The 16,835-nt window shown below is 65.9% G+C and carries 16 protein-coding genes and 1 pseudogene; 8 read left to right on the top strand and 9 right to left on the bottom strand.

What is annotated here, in order from left to right; genetic code table 11:
• The first annotated feature begins 57 nt into the window (after nucleotides 1-57).
• Together AADZ55_RS02690 and AADZ55_RS02685 are read left to right on the top strand one after the other, a co-directional pair.
• The gene (locus AADZ55_RS02690; RefSeq protein WP_085323723.1) at nucleotides 58-1,290 is read left to right on the top strand and encodes a serine hydrolase domain-containing protein; all 1,233 of its coding nucleotides are present in this window, start codon (nucleotides 58-60) and stop codon (nucleotides 1,288-1,290) included.
• Between the two features lie 3 nt (nucleotides 1,291-1,293).
• Complete coding sequence (locus AADZ55_RS02685) at nucleotides 1,294-1,935, top strand: hypothetical protein (RefSeq protein ID WP_085323724.1); 642 nt, start codon at nucleotides 1,294-1,296, stop codon at nucleotides 1,933-1,935.
• 63 nt (nucleotides 1,936-1,998) lie between these two features.
• On the opposite strand, the gene AADZ55_RS02680 is transcribed toward AADZ55_RS02685, so the two are convergent.
• Together AADZ55_RS02680 and AADZ55_RS02675 are read right to left on the bottom strand one after the other, a co-directional pair.
• Nucleotides 1,999-2,919: a DivIVA domain-containing protein gene (locus AADZ55_RS02680; protein WP_085323725.1), complete on the bottom strand. Its 921-nt coding sequence runs from the start codon at nucleotides 2,917-2,919 to the stop codon at nucleotides 1,999-2,001.
• A 145-nt stretch (nucleotides 2,920-3,064) separates the two neighbouring features.
• Nucleotides 3,065-3,781, bottom strand: a complete 717-nt coding sequence (locus AADZ55_RS02675; protein ID WP_085323726.1) for a hypothetical protein — start codon at nucleotides 3,779-3,781, stop codon at nucleotides 3,065-3,067.
• A gap of 312 nt (nucleotides 3,782-4,093) precedes the next feature.
• On the opposite strand from AADZ55_RS02675, the gene AADZ55_RS02670 reads away from it, so the two are divergent.
• Nucleotides 4,094-5,506 carry an NAD(P)/FAD-dependent oxidoreductase gene (locus tag AADZ55_RS02670; protein ID WP_085323727.1) on the top strand — a complete coding sequence of 471 codons (1,413 nt, stop codon included), beginning with the start codon at nucleotides 4,094-4,096 and terminating at the stop codon, nucleotides 5,504-5,506.
• Between the two features lie 4 nt (nucleotides 5,507-5,510).
• Here the strand turns inward: AADZ55_RS02670 and AADZ55_RS02665 are convergent, their stop codons facing one another.
• Genes AADZ55_RS02665 through purT form a run of 3 tightly spaced genes read right to left on the bottom strand, consistent with a single transcriptional unit; the run spans nucleotide 5,511 to nucleotide 8,507 of the window.
• Nucleotides 5,511-6,737, bottom strand: a complete 1,227-nt coding sequence (locus tag AADZ55_RS02665) for an O-succinylhomoserine sulfhydrylase (protein ID WP_085323728.1) — start codon at nucleotides 6,735-6,737, stop codon at nucleotides 5,511-5,513.
• Nucleotides 6,738-6,744: 7 nt separating this feature from the next.
• Nucleotides 6,745-7,170, bottom strand: coding sequence for a rhodanese-like domain-containing protein (locus AADZ55_RS02660; protein WP_085323729.1), 426 nt, complete (start codon nucleotides 7,168-7,170; stop codon nucleotides 6,745-6,747).
• On the bottom strand, nucleotides 7,167-8,507 hold the full coding sequence (gene purT, locus AADZ55_RS02655; protein WP_085323730.1) for a formate-dependent phosphoribosylglycinamide formyltransferase: 1,341 nt from the start codon (nucleotides 8,505-8,507) through the stop codon (nucleotides 7,167-7,169). The genes AADZ55_RS02660 and purT overlap by 4 nt, the downstream gene beginning before the upstream one ends.
• A gap of 395 nt (nucleotides 8,508-8,902) precedes the next feature.
• Between purT and AADZ55_RS02650 the strand changes: the two genes are divergently transcribed.
• Complete coding sequence (locus AADZ55_RS02650) at nucleotides 8,903-10,243, top strand: PPE family protein (protein WP_085323732.1); 1,341 nt, start codon at nucleotides 8,903-8,905, stop codon at nucleotides 10,241-10,243.
• A gap of 405 nt (nucleotides 10,244-10,648) precedes the next feature.
• Nucleotides 10,649-11,344 carry a TetR/AcrR family transcriptional regulator gene (locus AADZ55_RS02645; protein ID WP_085323733.1) on the top strand — a complete coding sequence of 232 codons (696 nt, stop codon included), beginning with the start codon at nucleotides 10,649-10,651 and terminating at the stop codon, nucleotides 11,342-11,344.
• On the opposite strand, the pseudogene AADZ55_RS02640 reads toward AADZ55_RS02645, so the two are convergent.
• The 3 genes and pseudogenes from AADZ55_RS02640 to AADZ55_RS02630 form a co-directional block, all read right to left on the bottom strand.
• Nucleotides 11,318-11,786 (bottom strand): annotated as a pseudogene (locus AADZ55_RS02640) (MFS transporter); the annotation flags it as partial. The gene AADZ55_RS02645 and the pseudogene AADZ55_RS02640 sit on opposite strands and share 27 nt — an antisense overlap.
• 97 nt (nucleotides 11,787-11,883) lie before the next feature.
• Nucleotides 11,884-12,537, bottom strand: coding sequence for a PaaI family thioesterase (locus AADZ55_RS02635; RefSeq protein ID WP_085323734.1), 654 nt, complete (start codon nucleotides 12,535-12,537; stop codon nucleotides 11,884-11,886).
• Nucleotides 12,534-13,832, bottom strand: coding sequence for an adenylosuccinate synthase (locus AADZ55_RS02630; protein ID WP_085323735.1), 1,299 nt, complete (start codon nucleotides 13,830-13,832; stop codon nucleotides 12,534-12,536). Before AADZ55_RS02630 ends, AADZ55_RS02635 begins: the two co-directional genes overlap by 4 nt.
• A 98-nt stretch (nucleotides 13,833-13,930) precedes the next feature.
• On the opposite strand from AADZ55_RS02630, the gene AADZ55_RS02625 reads away from it, so the two are divergent.
• Genes AADZ55_RS02625 through AADZ55_RS02615 form a run of 3 tightly spaced genes read left to right on the top strand, consistent with a single transcriptional unit; the run spans nucleotide 13,931 to nucleotide 16,349 of the window.
• Nucleotides 13,931-14,617, top strand: coding sequence for a peptidase M50 (locus AADZ55_RS02625; protein ID WP_423202347.1), 687 nt, complete (start codon nucleotides 13,931-13,933; stop codon nucleotides 14,615-14,617).
• A gap of 19 nt (nucleotides 14,618-14,636) precedes the next feature.
• The gene (locus AADZ55_RS02620) at nucleotides 14,637-15,407 is read left to right on the top strand and encodes a site-2 protease family protein (protein ID WP_423202380.1); all 771 of its coding nucleotides are present in this window, start codon (nucleotides 14,637-14,639) and stop codon (nucleotides 15,405-15,407) included.
• Between the two features lie 42 nt (nucleotides 15,408-15,449).
• On the top strand, nucleotides 15,450-16,349 hold the full coding sequence (locus tag AADZ55_RS02615; RefSeq protein WP_085323738.1) for a cation diffusion facilitator family transporter: 900 nt from the start codon (nucleotides 15,450-15,452) through the stop codon (nucleotides 16,347-16,349).
• Here AADZ55_RS02615 and AADZ55_RS02610 read toward each other — a convergent pair.
• On the bottom strand, nucleotides 16,346-16,771 hold the full coding sequence (locus AADZ55_RS02610; RefSeq protein ID WP_085323783.1) for a DUF3151 domain-containing protein: 426 nt from the start codon (nucleotides 16,769-16,771) through the stop codon (nucleotides 16,346-16,348). The genes AADZ55_RS02615 and AADZ55_RS02610 overlap by 4 nt on opposite strands.
• Nucleotides 16,772-16,835 lie beyond the last annotated feature (64 nt).

The following is a 16,835-nucleotide window of genomic DNA, read 5'->3' as shown; positions in this document are numbered from 1 at the left end:
CTGCCCCGCCGACGGCACCGGGCCGACCTCGACGGTCCGGGCCTGCCAAACTCAATCATGCCCAACTTGCGACGAATCGGAGGCGTGGTCTTCGCTCTCGGAATCGTGGCTGGCTGCGGCGCGCCCTACAGTGCGGCACCGACCTCGTCGCCGGCCAACTCCACGGCCAAGGCCGAAGCGGTGATGCGGGTCGTCCGCGACTTCATGGCGCAGGCTCACCTGAAGTCCGCGCTCGTCCGGGTCACTATGGCCGGCAAGGAGGTGGTCACGCAGGCCGTCGGCGACTCGATGACCGGCGTGCCGGCCACCACCAACATGCACTTTCGCAACGGCGCGGTCGCGATCTCCTACGTGTCGACGTTGCTACTCAAGCTGGTTGACGAGAAGAAGGTCAGCCTCGACGACAAGTTGTCCAAGTGGTTACCCGACTTCCCGCACGCCGATCGCGTCACGTTGGCTCAATTGGCCCAGATGACTTCGGGATATCCCGACTATGTAATCGGCAATGATGCGTTCGACAACGAGTACTATGCTAACCCCTTCCGACAGTGGACAACTCAAGATCTACTGGGTCAAATATCCTCGCGCCCATTACTTTACGAACCCGGCACAAACTGGAATTACGCGCACACCAATTACATCCTGTTGGGACTGGCGCTCGAGAAGGCCACCGGTCACGACATCCCGACGCTGCTGAGGAACAAGGTCCTGGGACCGCTGGGCCTGACGGCCACCGCCAACTCCGACACGCCCGATATTCCCCAACCCGTGCTGCACGCATTCAGCTCCGAGCGCCGCGCGGCCCTAAAAATCCCTGCTGCGATACCGTTCTACGAAGAATCGACGTTCTGGAACCCGTCCTGGACCATCACGCACGGCGCCATTCAGACCACCAACATCTATGACATGGAGGCGACCGCGGTCGGTATCGGCTCGGGCAAGCTGCTCTCGGCGGAGTCGTATAAGGCGATGGTGTCGACCGATCTGCGCGGCAAGACGCACGCCCAACCGGGTTGCCCGACCTGCTTCGAGCAGAGCGACGGCTACACCTATGGCCTCGGGATCATCACCTCCGGCCACTGGCTGCTGCAGAATCCCATGTTCGCCGGGTATGCGGCCGTGGAGGCGTATCTACCGTCCCAGAAGGTCGCGATCGCGGTCGCGGTCACCTATGCCCCCGAGGCCTTTGACGACCAGGGCGACTACCGCAACGAGGCGGACATACTATTTCGCAAGATCGGTGCCGAAGTGGCCCCGAACGACGCCCCACCCATGCGGCCCGGGAGATAACCAATGGGAGCCACAACACACGCTATCGCCATCGCAGCGTGCGGTCTGTCGCTGAGCGCGTTGGCTGCGACGCCCAACGCAGCCGCCGATCCCACCGTCACGCTGCCCCCGATGACATCCACCGACAGCGGACCAATCATCGGCGGCGGCGATGCCGCAGGACAGCAGCGGATCTCACAGCAGCTCTTTAGCTTCGGCAATCCCGACATCCAAGAGGTCAACGGCTCGGACGCGGCTCGATTCATCACGGCTGCAGCCGCCGTCGCGAACCGCGACCTCGCCTCCGTCTTTCTGCCGTTGCAGCGGGCGTTGGGATGCCAACAGAACACCGCTGGACCCGGGACCGGATTCGGAGCGCGCGCCTACCGCCGGACCGACGGACAATGGGGTGGCGCAATGCTGGTCATCGCCAAGAGCGTCATCGCCGACGTCGACGCGCTCAACGCCTGCGTCAAGTCCGGTTGGCGTCGGGCCACCGCGGGCGGGCCAAATTCGATGTGCAACAGCGGCTGGACCTATCCCCCGTTCGCCGATACCCGCCGCGGCGAGGAGGGCTATTTCGTGCTGCTGGCCGGCACGGCCTCGGACTTCTGCAGTGCGCCCAACGCGAACTACCGAAACACCGCGAGCGGGTGGCCGCGCTAGAAGGACGGTGGCTCGTCGGGATCGGGTGGGCGGTCCTGGGCGGCGCCGGTGCCGAGCATGCGTTTAAGCTTGCGCCTCTTCGCTCTCCGCCGGAGTCTTGATGATGCTGATCCGATCGCGGCGGACGGCAGTCTCAATCCGACTCTGGATTTCGCTCAGTGCGGCGAGGACCTCCCCGCGCACCCTGATTAGCTCTTTGACCTGAGCTTCGGTGCGCTCGCTGATCAATTGCGCATTGCGCTCGGCAGTAGTGATCAACTCGGCCGCCTTGAGACGGCTGTCCTTCTTGAGATTCGCGATGTGCGCCTCGGCCTGTTCCCAGTTCGACTTGATCTGCTGGTCCAGACGACTCTGCTCCTCGCTGCGGCGACGCTCAAATTCCTCGGCCAGGCGGTCGCGCTCGTTGGTGGCGGTCCGCAGTAGCTCCTCGGCCTCGGCCTTCGCGTCGGCCAGGATCTGGTCGCGGCGAGCGGCGGTGCCACGTTGGAACTCTTCCAGCGCCGCGCTAGCGGCGGCCCGATCCCGGCGGGCCTCGGTTAGCAATTCGCTGGCCTCGGCCTTGGCCTCGGCCAGGATCTGCTCGCGGCGGGCGGCGCTGTCACGTTGGAACTCGTCCAGTGCCGCGTTAGCGGCGGCCCGATTCTGACGGGCCGCCTCAATCTCATCGCGCAGCTCATGGGTCAGCGCGTCAGCCTCTTCGCGAGCGATCGACTTGATGCGACGGGCCTCGTCGGAGGCGACGTGCATCATCCGAGCGATGCGGTCCGACATTCCCTCGACCGAATCGATCGGGCCCGAGAGGCGTTCGATCTCGCCGCGCAGCTGACTGACCTCGGCGGCGGCGCGTTCGCGATCTGTCTCGAGGATGCGGATGTGTTCCCGCCGGGATTCGACTTCGCTGTGAATACATCGGATGTATTCGGTTACCTGGGCACGGTCGTAACCGCGCAGCTGCGTCTCGAAGTTGGGGACTTCCGTTGCCACCTGCTTTTTCTCCTGAATCTACTGATGTTTGTTTCGCGAACCTATTGATGTTTCCGTGGGGATAGCCACGGTCCGGGCAGATCACTGTTGCCGGGACGCGCTCACCGACCCAGGAATGACTCCATTGCGCGTCGCCATGGCGACGTCAGCCAGAATCCTGGTCCTCTGGGCACCCAGCTTGTCGAAGAATTTGTCCGGAGTTTGTTGGTTGCGGCCCGGAGCCGATGGCGTAGCGCACGTGTATTGGCAGCATGCCGGGCCCGATCGGTTGATCCTGCTGCACGTCTAACCTGTTGAACCTTTCATAGAAACCATTCACTTGAGCGACAATGTTCGCCCGCACCTGACTAAGCTCATCCAACCTGGCCTGCGCCCGTGAAATCTGCGCGTCGACATCCCTTTGCACCCTGGCCAACGTGTCTTCGGCCTCCTTCTTGGCTTCGGCCAAAATCTCGGCGGCATTCAGGGCGGCCTTCTTTCGCAGGTGGGCAATATCGGCTTCGGTCTGCCTAGTCGCCGCTTCTAGAGCAACTCGCAGCTCTATTGCCGATTGGTACTCTAGCTTTGCCTCGGTGATGATTCGGGCAGCATCCCCCTCGGCCTCGGCCCGAACGGTTTCGGCGAACCGAAGCGCCTCGGCGTGAATGTCTTCGGCCTCCTGCGCGGCCGCTACTAAGATATTCGAGAGTCGATCACTCAGACCCGTTACGTCGGCGGGGATTTGGTCGGCCAACCGCTTGAAACGCGCCGACGTTGACTCCAAGTCGGCCCGTGACCTGCTCAGCTGCTCGTTTAGTTCAAGGATCCGCTTATCCTCCTGCATAGCCAGTGCTCGCAGATCCCCGAGGTGCTGGTCCCGCACGTCAATGTCACGGACCGCTCGTTCCAATTGAAAGCTCGCGAAATTGTCAACTCGCTTGGGCCGGTATACCTCGCCAGGTCTCACCGGCCGCAGTCTAGCCCCTGAACGCGATACGCGCTGACCACAAGGCTATTGGGGCAAAGGCCGGCTGATTGACCTGTTTGAACCGGAGTTCGACGAAGTTCTTGGCCGCTTCAGTCACCGCGGCGGTTTTGCCGCCGGCCTATCCAATGGCCAAACGGAGAAAGACACGCCATTAGCCGGAGTCGTACGGTGTAGATGCGCTGCAATGACCAGACTCCAAGGAGGACCATGACGACGCCATCAACCGAACCGTCGGCCGTCGCCAAGCGCCACCACGTCGTCATCATCGGAAGCGGGTTCGGCGGCCTGAATGCGGCCAAGGCGCTCAAGCGGGCCGACGTCGACATCACCCTGATCTCGAAGACGACCACGCACCTGTTCCAGCCGCTGCTCTATCAAGTGGCCACCGGGATCTTGTCCGAAGGTGACATCGCACCGACGACCAGGCTGGTGCTGCGCAGGCAGAAGAATGTCCGGGTTCTGCTGGGTGAGGTCAACGCGATCGATCTGACCGCGCAGACAGTCACGTCGAAGTTGATGGACATGACGACCGTGACACCGTACGACAGTCTCATCGTGGCCGCCGGGGCGCAACAGTCCTACTTCGGCAACGACGAGTTCGCCACCTTCGCCCCCGGCATGAAAACCATCGACGACGCATTGGAGCTGCGCGGTCGCATCCTCGGCGCGTTCGAGGCCGCCGAGGTCAGCACCGACCCGGCCGAACGGGAACGCCGACTGACGTTCGTCGTGGTCGGGGCCGGACCCACCGGCGTCGAGGTGGCCGGACAGATCGTCGAACTTGCCGAGCGCACCTTGGCCGGGGCATTCCGAACCATCACGCCCAGCGAGTGCCGGGTGATCCTGCTCGACGCCGCACCGGCGGTGTTGCCGCCGATGGGTCCCAAGTTGGGTCTCAAGGCGCAACGGCGGCTGGAAAAGATGGATGTCGAGGTCCAGCTCAACGCCATGGTGACTGCCGTCGACTACAAGGGCATCACGATCAAGGAGAAGGACGGCGCACAACGCCGCATCGAATGCGCATGCAAGGTGTGGGCGGCCGGCGTCCAGGCAAGCCCGCTGGGCAGGATGCTCGCCGAACAGTCCGACGGAACCGAAACCGACCGCGCCGGACGAGTCATCGTCGAGCCCGACCTCACCGTCAAAGGACACCCGAACGTCTTCGCCATTGGCGATTTGATGTTCGTGCCCGGCGTACCAGGGGTGGCGCAGGGCGCGATCCAGGGGGCCCGCTACGCCACCACGGTGATCAAGCACATGGTCAAGGGCCATGACGACCCGGCCAATCGCAAGCCGTTCCACTACTTCGACAAGGGCAGCATGGCGACGATCTCCCGGCACAGCGCGGTCGCGCAGGTCGGCAAGCTGGAGTTCGCCGGGTACTTCGCCTGGCTGGCGTGGCTGGTGCTGCATCTGGTCTACCTGGTCGGCCACCGGAACCGCGTCGCCGCTCTGTTCGCCTGGGGGATCTCCTTCATGGGTCGCACGCGCGGCCAGATGGCCATCACCAGCCAGATGATCTACGCCCGGTTGGTGATGAATCTGATGGAGCAGCAGACGCAAGGAGCGCTGGCGGCCGCCGAACGGGCCGAGCAAGCCGAGCGAACGGCGGCCGGTTAGCTCGCTAGCTCAGCGCCTGGTCGATATCGGCGATCAGGTCGGCAGTGCCTTCCAAGCCGACGGAGATGCGGACCACGCCGTCGCCCAGCCCGATTGCAGCACGGCCCTCCGGACCCATCGCGCGGTGCGTCGTCGTGGCGGGATGGGTGACAAGGGATTTGGCGTCGCCGAGGTTGTTGGAAATGTCGATCAACCGGAACTTGTCCAGTACCTCGAACGCCCGCTGCTTGGCTGTGCTCTCCGGGGACTCGAGGGCGAAGGTGACCACCGTGCCGCCACCCGACATCTGACGCTTGGCCAGGTCGTACTGCGGATGCGACACCAAATACGGGTAACGCACCCACCGCACCGCCGGGTGGTCGGCAAGAAACTCAGCAATTCGTTGTGCTGAGGAGTTGCTGTGCTCCACCCGAATAGCCAGTGTCTCAAGTCCCTTCAGCAATACCCAGGCATTGAACGCACTCATCGCCGGACCGGTGTGCCGCATCAGCTTCTGCACCGGACCGTCGATGTACTCCTTGTCCCCGAGGATGGCTCCACCCAGCACCCGGCCCTGTCCGTCGATGTGCTTGGTGCCCGAGTACACCACCACGTCGACCCCGAGCGGAAAGCCCTGCTGCAGCAGCGGTGTCGCAAATACGTTATCCAGCACCACCTTTGCGCCCGCAGCATGCGCCAGCTCGGTCACCGCGGCGATATCCACCAGCGACTGCATGGGATTCGACGGCGTCTCGAAGAATACCGCCGCGGTGGGCACCGACAGCGCCCGCTCCCATTGCGAAATGTCGTCGCCGTCGACGAAGACGGTCTGAACCCCCCACCGCGGCAGGATTTCGCTGCACACCACAAAACACGACCCAAACAGGCTGCGCGCGGCGACCAGCCGGTCCCCGGCACCCAGCAGCGCGCCCAGCGAGGTGAACACCGCGGCCATGCCACTTGCCGCGGCGAACGCCGCCGGGGCTCCTTCGATCAACCGCAGCCGCTCCTCGAACATGGACACGGTCGGGTTGCCATATCGGGAGTAGACATAGTGGTCCGACTCTCCGGCGAACGACCGCTCCGCGGTGGCGGCCGAGCCGTAGACATAGCCAGACGTCAGGTACATCGCCTCGGCGGTCTCTTCGAACCCCGACCGCAGCAGCCCGCCGCGCACGCCGACGGTCGCCTGGCTGACGCCGTCGGGCAGTGCCTGCGGGATGCGGACCGACCCCTCGTCGGCATCGGTCATCGCCGTCTCATCCCTGCTTCCAGGGCAAACCCATCGCCCGCCAGCCGGCTACACCTCGGTGACCCGTGGCGTCTAGGTGCCCTTCGAAGCCGTCCAGCATGTTGTAGGCCGGCACGATACCCGCCGCGGTCGCGACCTCGGCGGCGCCGATGGAGCGGTTACCCGAGCGACACAGGAAAATGACCGGCCGCTCTTGCTGGCCAGCGGGTGCCGCCGGGATCCGGTCGCGCAGTTCGGTAAGGAAATTGTCGTTGCGCGCTCCGTCGGACGTCGCCCACTCGACGTAGACCACTTCACGATCAAGGCTCGACAAATCGGGCACGCCGACAAAGCGCCATTCCGCGTCGCTGCGCACGTCGACCAGGATCGCCTGCGGGTTCTCGCTGAGCATCCTGAAGGCCTGAATTGGCGTGATATCTCCTGCGTAGCTCACCCGCGTGAGTCTCGCACATTTAGCCGGGACGCGACTTCACGGGCGCGGTCGCGTGCCGTCGCCAGCTCGGGCGCGGTGGCCAGCGCCACCCCAAGCCCGCGCCCGAACACCCGGACATCGCTTTCCGGGACACCGAGTGCATGGGTCAGCGCTTCCGCATCCGGTACGCCGATCGACGCCCGGCCCGCCGTGCGACTCGGATTCATCATGCGCGCGGCACCCGGCGAGATCATCATGGTGTCCACCGCCAAACCCAGGGTCGCCCGGGCCTGCAGCTCGAACACCGAAAGCCGCTGACTGCGCACCGTAACCCAGGCACTCTCAGCTGGGCACACAGTGACGTCGGCGAAATACACCTCATCGCCGTTGATCATCAATTCGACGCAGTAAACGCCGCGCCCGCCGAGTGCCTTGACGATGCGTGCGGCGATCGACCTGGCCGCGTCGCGCGCCGCCGTGCTCATCTGCTGCGGTTGCCAGGATTCCAACCCGCCGGCGTCGGCGTCGCGATGACCGATGGGTGCACAAAACTCCATGACCGGCCCGGTCGGCCCGTCCCGGCACACAACGATCATGGTGACCAAAAACTCGACCTCAACCACCGACTCCGCCCACACCCGTGGGCCCGCTCCCCCCGCCTCAGGCTCTGCCTGCGGCGCCACCGCGCGCTGCCAGGCCGCCTCGACCTCGCCGGGCCCGGCGACCACCGAGCTGCCCTGGCCGCCTTGGCCGCCGGCCACCGGTTTCACCAGCAACGGGAACCCGGCATGGGCGGCCACTGCCTCGAGTTCGCCGAGGGATCCAACGAACCAGAACGGCGCGGTGGGCAGGCCGAGCTGGTCGGCGGCCAGTCGGCGCAGACCCTCCCGGTCGGCCACGAGCCGGACACTGCGCGCGTTCGGCACCAGCTCGGTGAACTCGCTGTCGGCTTGGCTGCCGACACCCGCGAGAGCGGCCGGGGAAACCGCATCGTCGACCGTCACCGCGAAATCCGGTCGCAGCCGCCGGATCACCGCCGTCAGCTCTTCGGCGTCGGTCATCGCGACCACCACCGACTGGTCGGCTACCCGGTGCGCGGGCGCGCCCGCATACCCGTCGACGGCGATCACCTCCGCACCAAGGCCCTGCAACGCGATCGCCAGCTCCCGGCTGGACTCGCCCCCACCCAGCAGCATCACCCGCGGAACGACTTCGGATTCGACTTCGGGTTCGGGCCGCGGCGGGATGGGCTTCATGACAGGCGCCACGTTGAACGCGGTCGTCTTGTCGTCTTCGGGAGCCGTTGGGCGGGCATGCCGGGCGGTGGGCTCGTGCTGTCCTTCGGTCAACCAGCTCATCCCCTCGCTCGGTCTCGCCCGGTCGATTGGTGGGTACCCGAGCGACGAACCATCGACACAGACGCTATCGCCCGGGCCACCCCACAAGAAACCCGCTCCTCGGCTCACTATTTGTCTATTTTCGCAACTCTGCTCACATCTGCCTGTGTACTTTTGCTATGAGGAGGTGGGGGCAAGTGACCGACGTGATCACCCGAGCCATCCGAAGTCGATGACCGGTTAGCTATCCGATCCGGCCCTGGCACGGTTGTCGCCACTTGAATCGATATGCGCCCAGTCGCCTGGCTCCGCGGCAGCGGAGAACCCGTCCCGGACCGGACAACTTCGGTCCCAGGAGAGTCCATGTCTTTCGTGACTACGCAGGCGGTCACGGTCCGCGTGGGGGGTGGCTAGCCATGGACTTCGGTGCGCTACCACCAGAGGTCAATTCCGCCAGAATCTATTCCGGTCCCGGCTCCGCGCCGCTGATGCAAGCGGCTGCGGCCTGGGAGCGGCTGGCCAACGAACTGAACTCGACGGCCGCTTCCTACTCCTTGGTGGTTTCCGGGCTCACCGGCGATGAATGGTTGGGCCCTTCGGCGCTGTCGATGGCGGCCGCCGCCGTCCCCTACGTGGCGTGGATGAGGGCAACCGCCGCTTCGGCCGAGCAGGCCGCGGCACAGGCCGTCGCCGCGGCGTACGCCTACGAGTCGGCGTACGCGGCGACCGTGCCTCCTGCGGTGATCGCCGCCAACCGGAGCACCATGATGTCTCTGATCCAGACCAACATCTTTGGCCAAAACACACCGGCGATCGCAACCAGTGAAGCGCAATACGGCGAAATGTGGGCCCAGGACATCGTGGCGATGGAGGGTTACGCGGGCACCTCGGCGGCCGCATCGGAGTTGACGCCGTTCACCCCGCCACCGGCGACCACCACCGGGGCCGGGTTGCCGGGCGAAGCCGTGGCGTCCGCGGCGTTGGCCGCCGCACCGGCAGAAACGAGCGTGCTACCGACGCTGCAATCGTTCCTACCGCCGCCCCTGAACCAGATACCAAACCCGTTCGAGGATCTTGACCTTCTGGTGGCAGCAGCCGTGGCGGTCTCGGCTGGCGCCTTGGGGTTATCGGGGGTGCAACTGGGCGAGGTCTATCGCCATGACCTGATCGACGAGGCCGAGAAGGCTCCGAACTCCATGACGGAATCGGACGAGAATCCCCCTGAGGGCCAGGGAAGCCGTCCGGCCCCGGGCCGGGCCGGGCCTTCAAATCCGGGTGGCGGACGGCTGATTACCCCGCCCCAGCCACCGATCGCTGCGCTTTCGGGCTACTCCGCCAATATCGGCGGGCTCTCCGTGCCGCACAGCTGGAATCTTCCCCCGGCGGTGCGCCAAGTCGCCGCGATGTTCCCCGGCGCGACTCCGATGTACATGACGGGCGGTTCGGACGGCTCCTACGCCGGCCTGGCGGCGGCGGGTTTGGCCGGAACCGCTCTGGCCGGTCTTGCCGCCCGCGGCGGCTCCTCGCCGACCCCCGCCGCGGCCGCCCCGGCGGCAGGGGGTGGGACAGGCGCGGCGGCAACCAGGCCCGCCGCTGAGAACACGCCCGCCGTCCCAGCGGCGGCCGCCGGGGTAGGCATACCCGGCCTACCGCCGGGCTTGCCGCCCGGCGTGGTTGCCAACCTTGCGGCGACCCTGGCGGCCATCCCCGGGGCGACCATCATCGTGGTACCGCCGTCCCCGAACACCAACCAATAGCTCGGGCCCACGGCGGGGATCTTTCCCAGGATCGACGGCCCGGTAGAACCTTTGCGGACAGATTCTCGGATTTCCAAACACGAGGCGTCACCGGTCTGTAATGATGCAAAGGATGTCCTACGCAAAGTATTTGCCACAGGTTCCCAAGGGCTCGGCCGGGATGGTCGCCGAGTTCCGGGTGCCGCACTAAAAAGATTTGGAGCAACAACCCGATCGACCGGCCTAACAAAATGACCAATATCTAGGCCGCTGCCGCACTGTCCTTTCGGTCCTTGTCGATCGCCACGACGAATTGCAGTTTCGCGGAAAACCGCTACCTATCCGAAACCGCCCTCGCCTGCTCGACACGTTGGGCGAATCGGATCGCGCCACCGCACGGGACGCGACGAATTCGAAAGGAAACGAATGACCCGAAGCAGCACGGCACGCAAGAGGCCCGTGCAAGATCGGTCGAAGGATACGGTGCGACGCATCCTCGACGCCGCCACGACAATTCTCAAAGAACGCGGCTACGACGGCACCTCGACAAATCGGATCGCTGCCGCCGCTGGTATCAGCCCTGGTTCGCTGTACCAGTACTTTCCAAATAAGGACGCGATCCTGCATACCGTCGTAGAGGAGTACGCCCAGGACCTGCTGAACCGAACGGCGAGCAGGCTCTCCGAGCTGCTCCAAGCCGATCTGGGAGTTCTGGTGGCCGCCGCGATTGATGCCCAGGTCGACACCATGCTCGAACGGCCGGAAATTCTGCGGATGGTGTGCGGCCAGTTGCCCGGACGCACCACTTCGGAACTGCTTAAGCCCCTCGAAGAGCTGATGACCGCGACGATCAAGGGGTACACCATCGCCCAGCAAGCTCCGGCCGTCGACATGGATCTCGACGCCGCGACCTGGATCGTCGTCGGACTCCTCGGGACGACGGTCCGATATGTCGTCGATGAACCGCCCATCGCCAAGGATGTGTTCGTTGCCGAGATGACTCGACTCGTGCTGAGCCACCCATTGGCCTGGTGCTGTGCGACGTCAGCCGCGGCAACGCAGTCAATGCCGACCTGGGGGCCGGGTTTGCCGGGGTCATCGACGGCGAGCGGTCTGGCATAGGTCCTCGGCTACCGAGATCGAAATCCGCTCGGTCCTCGCACCGGCAAATCGGACCATGAACAGTGCGGCGCCGACACCGCACAGTGCCATGAACGCGGGCAACAGCATCGACTGCGACATCGCGGCCGAAAACGGTTCGCGCACAACCTCGGGCAGTTGCAGCGCGGCGTCGCTGCTTGCCTCGACCGCCCAGCGCTGTCCGCCGCGGTCACTCGGCGGTGTCTGGGCATAAATGCGCGAGGTCATGAACGCTGCCATCCCGGCGCTGCCGAGCACAGCGCCCAGCGCCCAGCGCCCGAACTGCGTTGTACACCCCCGAACTCGCACCGGCCAGGTGCGAGTCCAGGTTGCGGGTCGCGGTGACCGCCAGCGTCGGCCAGACGGCCACCATTCCAACCCCGAGGGAAGCGATCGGCACTACCAACCGCCAAACCGGCGTCGTTGCAACAGCGCCTCGGACCCGGAGACCCGCTCCCTGCGCCAGATCGGGGAGTACTTCCGCAAGGTCACTGGCTAGCGTGCAGCGGCACCGGGCTTAGCTAGGGCTGGCCGGGCAGCAGCCGTACCATCAGGCCGTTGCCTTCGGCCAACACCGTTTCGTCGCCGTCGGCCAATTCCAGCAACTGCGCCGCCACGAACGCTTTGCGGCCCTCGGTACCGGTGACCCGGCCGCGTACCACCAACGGCGCATCGATCGGGGTGACCTTGCGGTAGTCGACGTGGAGAAAGGCCGTCCGGCTGATCGGCCGTCCCGCGGCATGCGAGATCATCCCGAATACGTGATCAAACAGCAGCGGCAATACACCACCGTGCACCGCCGAGTTACCCCCGACATGAAACCGGCTGAACGACCCCCGCATTTCGACACCGTCGGCGCCGTACCGGTGCACCGTCCAAGGTGGTAGTAGCAGGCTGCCCATACCGGGCAGGCCGGGAGTGCGCCCGGCCGGCGCCTTGCCTTCGTCGGCCTCAAACGGGCCCAGCAATTCAACCAGCGCCGCGGCGCGCTCGGCCGCCTCGTCCCACACTGCGTCGCCGGGATCTGCGGACACGGCCAGGTCCTGCAATCGGCGCATAGTCGCCACGAACCTACCGAAACCCGCACCGGGGCTGGCCGGGCCGTATTCCGGAAAGCCGCCGTGGTGGTGATACTCGGGATCGAGTTCTTCGGGATTCGCCGACGCGTCCGTCACCGGCGGTCCTGCAGGAAGTCCCGGCGCACGATGGTCTGGTCCCGACCCGGACCGACGCCGATGCACGAAACCGGTGCTCCGGCAAGCTCTTCCAGTCGCAGCACATAGTCACGCGCTTTGGCGGGCAGGTCGTCGAACTCCCGCGCCCCGGAGATGTCTTCCCACCAGCCCGGCAGCTCCTCGTAAACCGGCGTGGCACGGCAAAGATCGCGCTGGGTCATCGGCATATCGCGGGTGCGCAGGCCATCGATCTCATACCCGACGCAGACCGGCACCGTTTCCAGGCTGGACAACACATCGAGCTTGGTCAGGAAGTAGTCGGTGATGCCATTCACCCGGGCGGCGTAGCGCGCGATGACGGCGTCGAACCAGCCGCAGCGCCGCCGCCGGCCGGTGGTCACTCCGAACTCGCCGCCAGTCTTGGACAGGTATTCGCCGTTCTCGTCGAACAGCTCGGTGGGGAACGGGCCGGAACCCACCCGGGTGGTGTAGGCCTTGAGAATGCCCAGCACCGTGCCGATGCGTGTCGGGCCGATGCCCGAGCCCACGGCCGCGCCGCCCGCCGTCGGATTCGACGACGTCACATACGGGTAGGTGCCGTGGTCGACGTCGAGCAAGGTGCCCTGGGAGCCTTCCAACAAAACGGTTTCGCCGGCCTCCAGCGCGGCATTGAGCAGCAGCCGAGTGTCGGCGATGCGATGCTTGAAGCCCTCGGCCTGCTCCAGCAGCGCGTCAACCACCTGCGCCGGGTCCAAGGCCTTGCGGTTGTAGATCTTGACCAGCACTTGGTTCTTGAACTCGCACGCGGCCTCGATCTTGTGGGCCAACTGTTCGGGATCCAGCACGTCGGCGACCCGGATCCCAATCCGGGCGATCTTGTCCTGGTAGCACGGCCCAATACCACGGCCGGTGGTACCAATCTTCTTGCTGCCCATGTAACGCTCGGTGACCTTGTCGATAGCGACGTGGTAGGGCATCAGCAGATGCGCGTCTGCGGAGATCAACAGCTTGGAGGTGTCGACGCCGCGGTCTTGGAGGCCCTGCAGTTCATCGAGCAGCACACCGGGATCGATCACCACGCCGTTGCCGATGACGTTGGTGACGCCCGGGGTCAGCACACCGGACGGGATCAGATGCAACGCGAAGTTCTCACCCGTGGGCAACACTACGGTGTGCCCGGCATTGTTGCCGCCCTGGTAGCGCACCACCCACTGCACGTGGCCACCCAGCAGATCGGTGGCCTTACCTTTGCCCTCGTCGCCCCATTGGGCGCCGATGAGGACGATTGCCGGCATGACTTGCTCCCACCTGGTTTTGCGGGTTGTTCCAGCTTATTGTGGTCCAGCCGGTGACCTACCCTACTCAGCAGGTTGCGAGGAGCCTCGAAAATGCCATGAAAACCTGCCCAGAAACCGGCATGGAAACGCCCGGCGCGGCGGTGTTGCTGTTCGGCGATGCCCGGCCACCCGGCCCGGGTCTTGCCGGGCTGCCCACCCACCGGGCCGACGGTCCGGCCGGCATAGACGTCCTAGTCGGGCCGTACCAGCGATTGGTCGTGGTGGGCGCCGACGCTGACCTGGCCGCGGTGCTAACCCGGTTGTTGCGCGTCGACCGGCTCGACGTCGAGGTGGGTTATGCCCCACCCAAGCGCACCGCCGCGACCCGGGTCTATCGGTTGCCGGCCGGGCGGCGCGCGGCATGGCGCGCGCGACGCGGGATCGCCCATCGGGTGCCGCTGATCCGCGACGAGAACGGGTCGGTGATCGTGGGCCGGGCCAGGTGGCAGCCGACCGGTGACCGGCACTTGATCCACGGCGAGGCGGTTGTCGACGACACCCCACTGTTCGACGGCGACGTCGCCGAGGTGCGCATCGAGCCGACGCTGACCCTTCCGGGCCTGCGGGCCTCGGCAAGGAGCAGGGTGGGTGCCGGCCGAACGTGGCGCCGCTGGGTTGGCGGCCGCGCGGCCCAGCTGGGTACCACCGGCGCGGCGGTGGTGCGTGACGGGGTGCCGGCCCCTCGCGCGGTGCGACGATCGACGTTCTACCGCAATGTCGAGGGTTGGCTGCTGGTCCGGTAGTTTTCGACCGGTGAGCGACATGGGCCTGCACGAGTCGGTGCGACCCAGCCCGCTCTTTCTGGGCCTGCTCGGATTGACGGCCGTCGGGGGCGCGCTGGCCTGGCTGGCCGGAGCGAGCGTGCGGCCGCTGGCCTACGCCGGAGTGTTTGTCTTCGTGATCGCCGGCTGGCTGGTGTCGCTGTGCTTGCACGAGTTTGGGCATGCGTTCACCGCCTGGCGTTTCGGCGACCACGATGTCGCGGTGCGCGGCTACCTGACGCTGGATCCGCGGCGCTACAGCCATCCCATGCTCTCGCTCGGTCTGCCGATGCTGTTCATCGCGCTGGGCGGGATCGGCCTGCCTGGTGCCGCGGTGTACGTACAGACCTGGTTCATGACGACCCTGCGCCGCACCATGGTCAGCTTGGCCGGGCCGACGGTCAACCTTGTGCTGGCCGTGCTGCTGTTGACAGCAACCCAATTCTTCTTCGACCCGGCCCACGCGGTGTTGTGGGCGGGGGTGGCGTTCCTGGCATTCCTTCAGCTCACCGCGCTGGTGCTGAACCTGCTACCAATCCCGGGCCTGGACGGCTATGCCGCGCTGGAGCCGCATCTACGACCGGAGACGCAGCGCGCCCTGGCACCGGCCAAGCAGTTCGCGCTGGTGTTTCTGCTGTTCCTGTTCCTGGCGCCGACGCTCAACCGGTGGTTCTTCGGGATGGTGTACTGGCTCTTCGACCTGTCCGGTGTGCCGCACCAGCTGGCCGCCGCGGGTGGCGCGCTGACCCGCTTCTGGAGCATCTGGCTCTGACGCCTTGCGATATATGCGAAAGTACGCATATATTATGGCGCCATGGGCGCCGGTCACAATCACACTCCCACCGATACCCGGGATTCTCGGGTGCGCCGCCGGATGATCATCGCCGCGGCGATCCTGGCGACCTTCTTCGTCGTGGAACTGACCACGGGATTGCTGATCGACTCGATCGCGCTGCTGGCCGATGCCGGCCACATGCTCACCGATGTGGTCGCCGTGTTCATGGGGCTGGTCGCGGTCATGCTGGCTCGGCGGGGCAGCTCCTCACCCGAGCGCACCTACGGCTGGCATCGCGCCGAGGTGTTCACGGCGGTAGGCAACGCGGTATTGCTGATCGGTGTCGCGCTGTTCATCCTCGACGAAGCTGTCGAGCGGCTCAGCGCGGCCCCGTCCATTCCCGGCGTACCGATGATCGTGGTGGCGCTGGCCGGGCTGGCGGCCAACGCCGCGGTCGCGGTTTTGCTGCGCGCCCACTCGACGGAGAGCCTCGCGGTCAAAGGCGCCTACCTGGAAGTCGTCGCCGATACCGTCGGCAGCCTGGCCGTGTTGATCGCCGGCATGGTAACCATCACCACACACTGGCCCTACGCCGACGTCGTGGTCGCGGGGCTGGTCGCGCTCTGGGTACTGCCGCGGGCGATCTCGCTGGCCCGCACCGCGCTACGGATCCTTGCCGAATCGTCCCCGAAACACATCAACGTGGCGGAGCTGCGTTCGGCCCTGCACTCCGTTGACGGCGTGACCGACGTGCACGACCTGCATGTGTGGACACTGTCGCCCGGCAAGGACATGGTCACCGCCCACCTGACTGGCCACGGCGATTCCGCCCGGGTGCTGCACGACGCGCGTGCGGTGTTGTCCGCTCGCAGCCTGGACCACGCCACCGTGCAGATCGAGTGCCCGCGCGGCATCGCGGAATGCGTCAGCAGCGTTTAGAGGCCGAGCGCCGGGCGGGCCGCCGGGTCACAATCGTCGAGCAGATCCAAGCAGCGTCCATACTCGTCGGACTCGCCAATGGCGTCCGCGGCCCGCGCCAGCGCCGCCACGCACCGCAGAAAGCCCCGATTGGGCTCGTGCGAATACGGCACCGGGCCGAAGCCCTTCCAGCCGTGGCGCCGTAGCTGGTCCAGGCCGCGGTGGTAGCCGGTACGGGCGTATGCGTAGGCCGTGACGGCCCTGTCACTAGCCTCGTTGGACGCCAACACGGCTTCGGCGAGCGCCGCCCAGGCCACCGCCGCCGACGGATGGGCGGCCGCGACGATGCCCGGACTCTCGTTGGCAAGCAATTTTGCTTCGGCTTCGCCGTCGCGGGGCAGCAGGATTGGCTCAGGTCCCAGGAGGTCACCCATCGGCGTCATGGGGTCCATTGTGCGCGCGGGTCGCACTAGCTCGACGATAGGGCCAACCGAGGGCTGGATCGCT

The sequence above is a fragment of the Mycobacterium decipiens genome (assembly GCF_963853665.1).
GTDB lineage: Bacteria > Actinomycetota > Actinomycetes > Mycobacteriales > Mycobacteriaceae > Mycobacterium > Mycobacterium decipiens.
The sequence above is the reverse complement of the archived record's forward strand: the minus strand, read 5'-3'. Positions and strand labels throughout refer to the sequence as shown.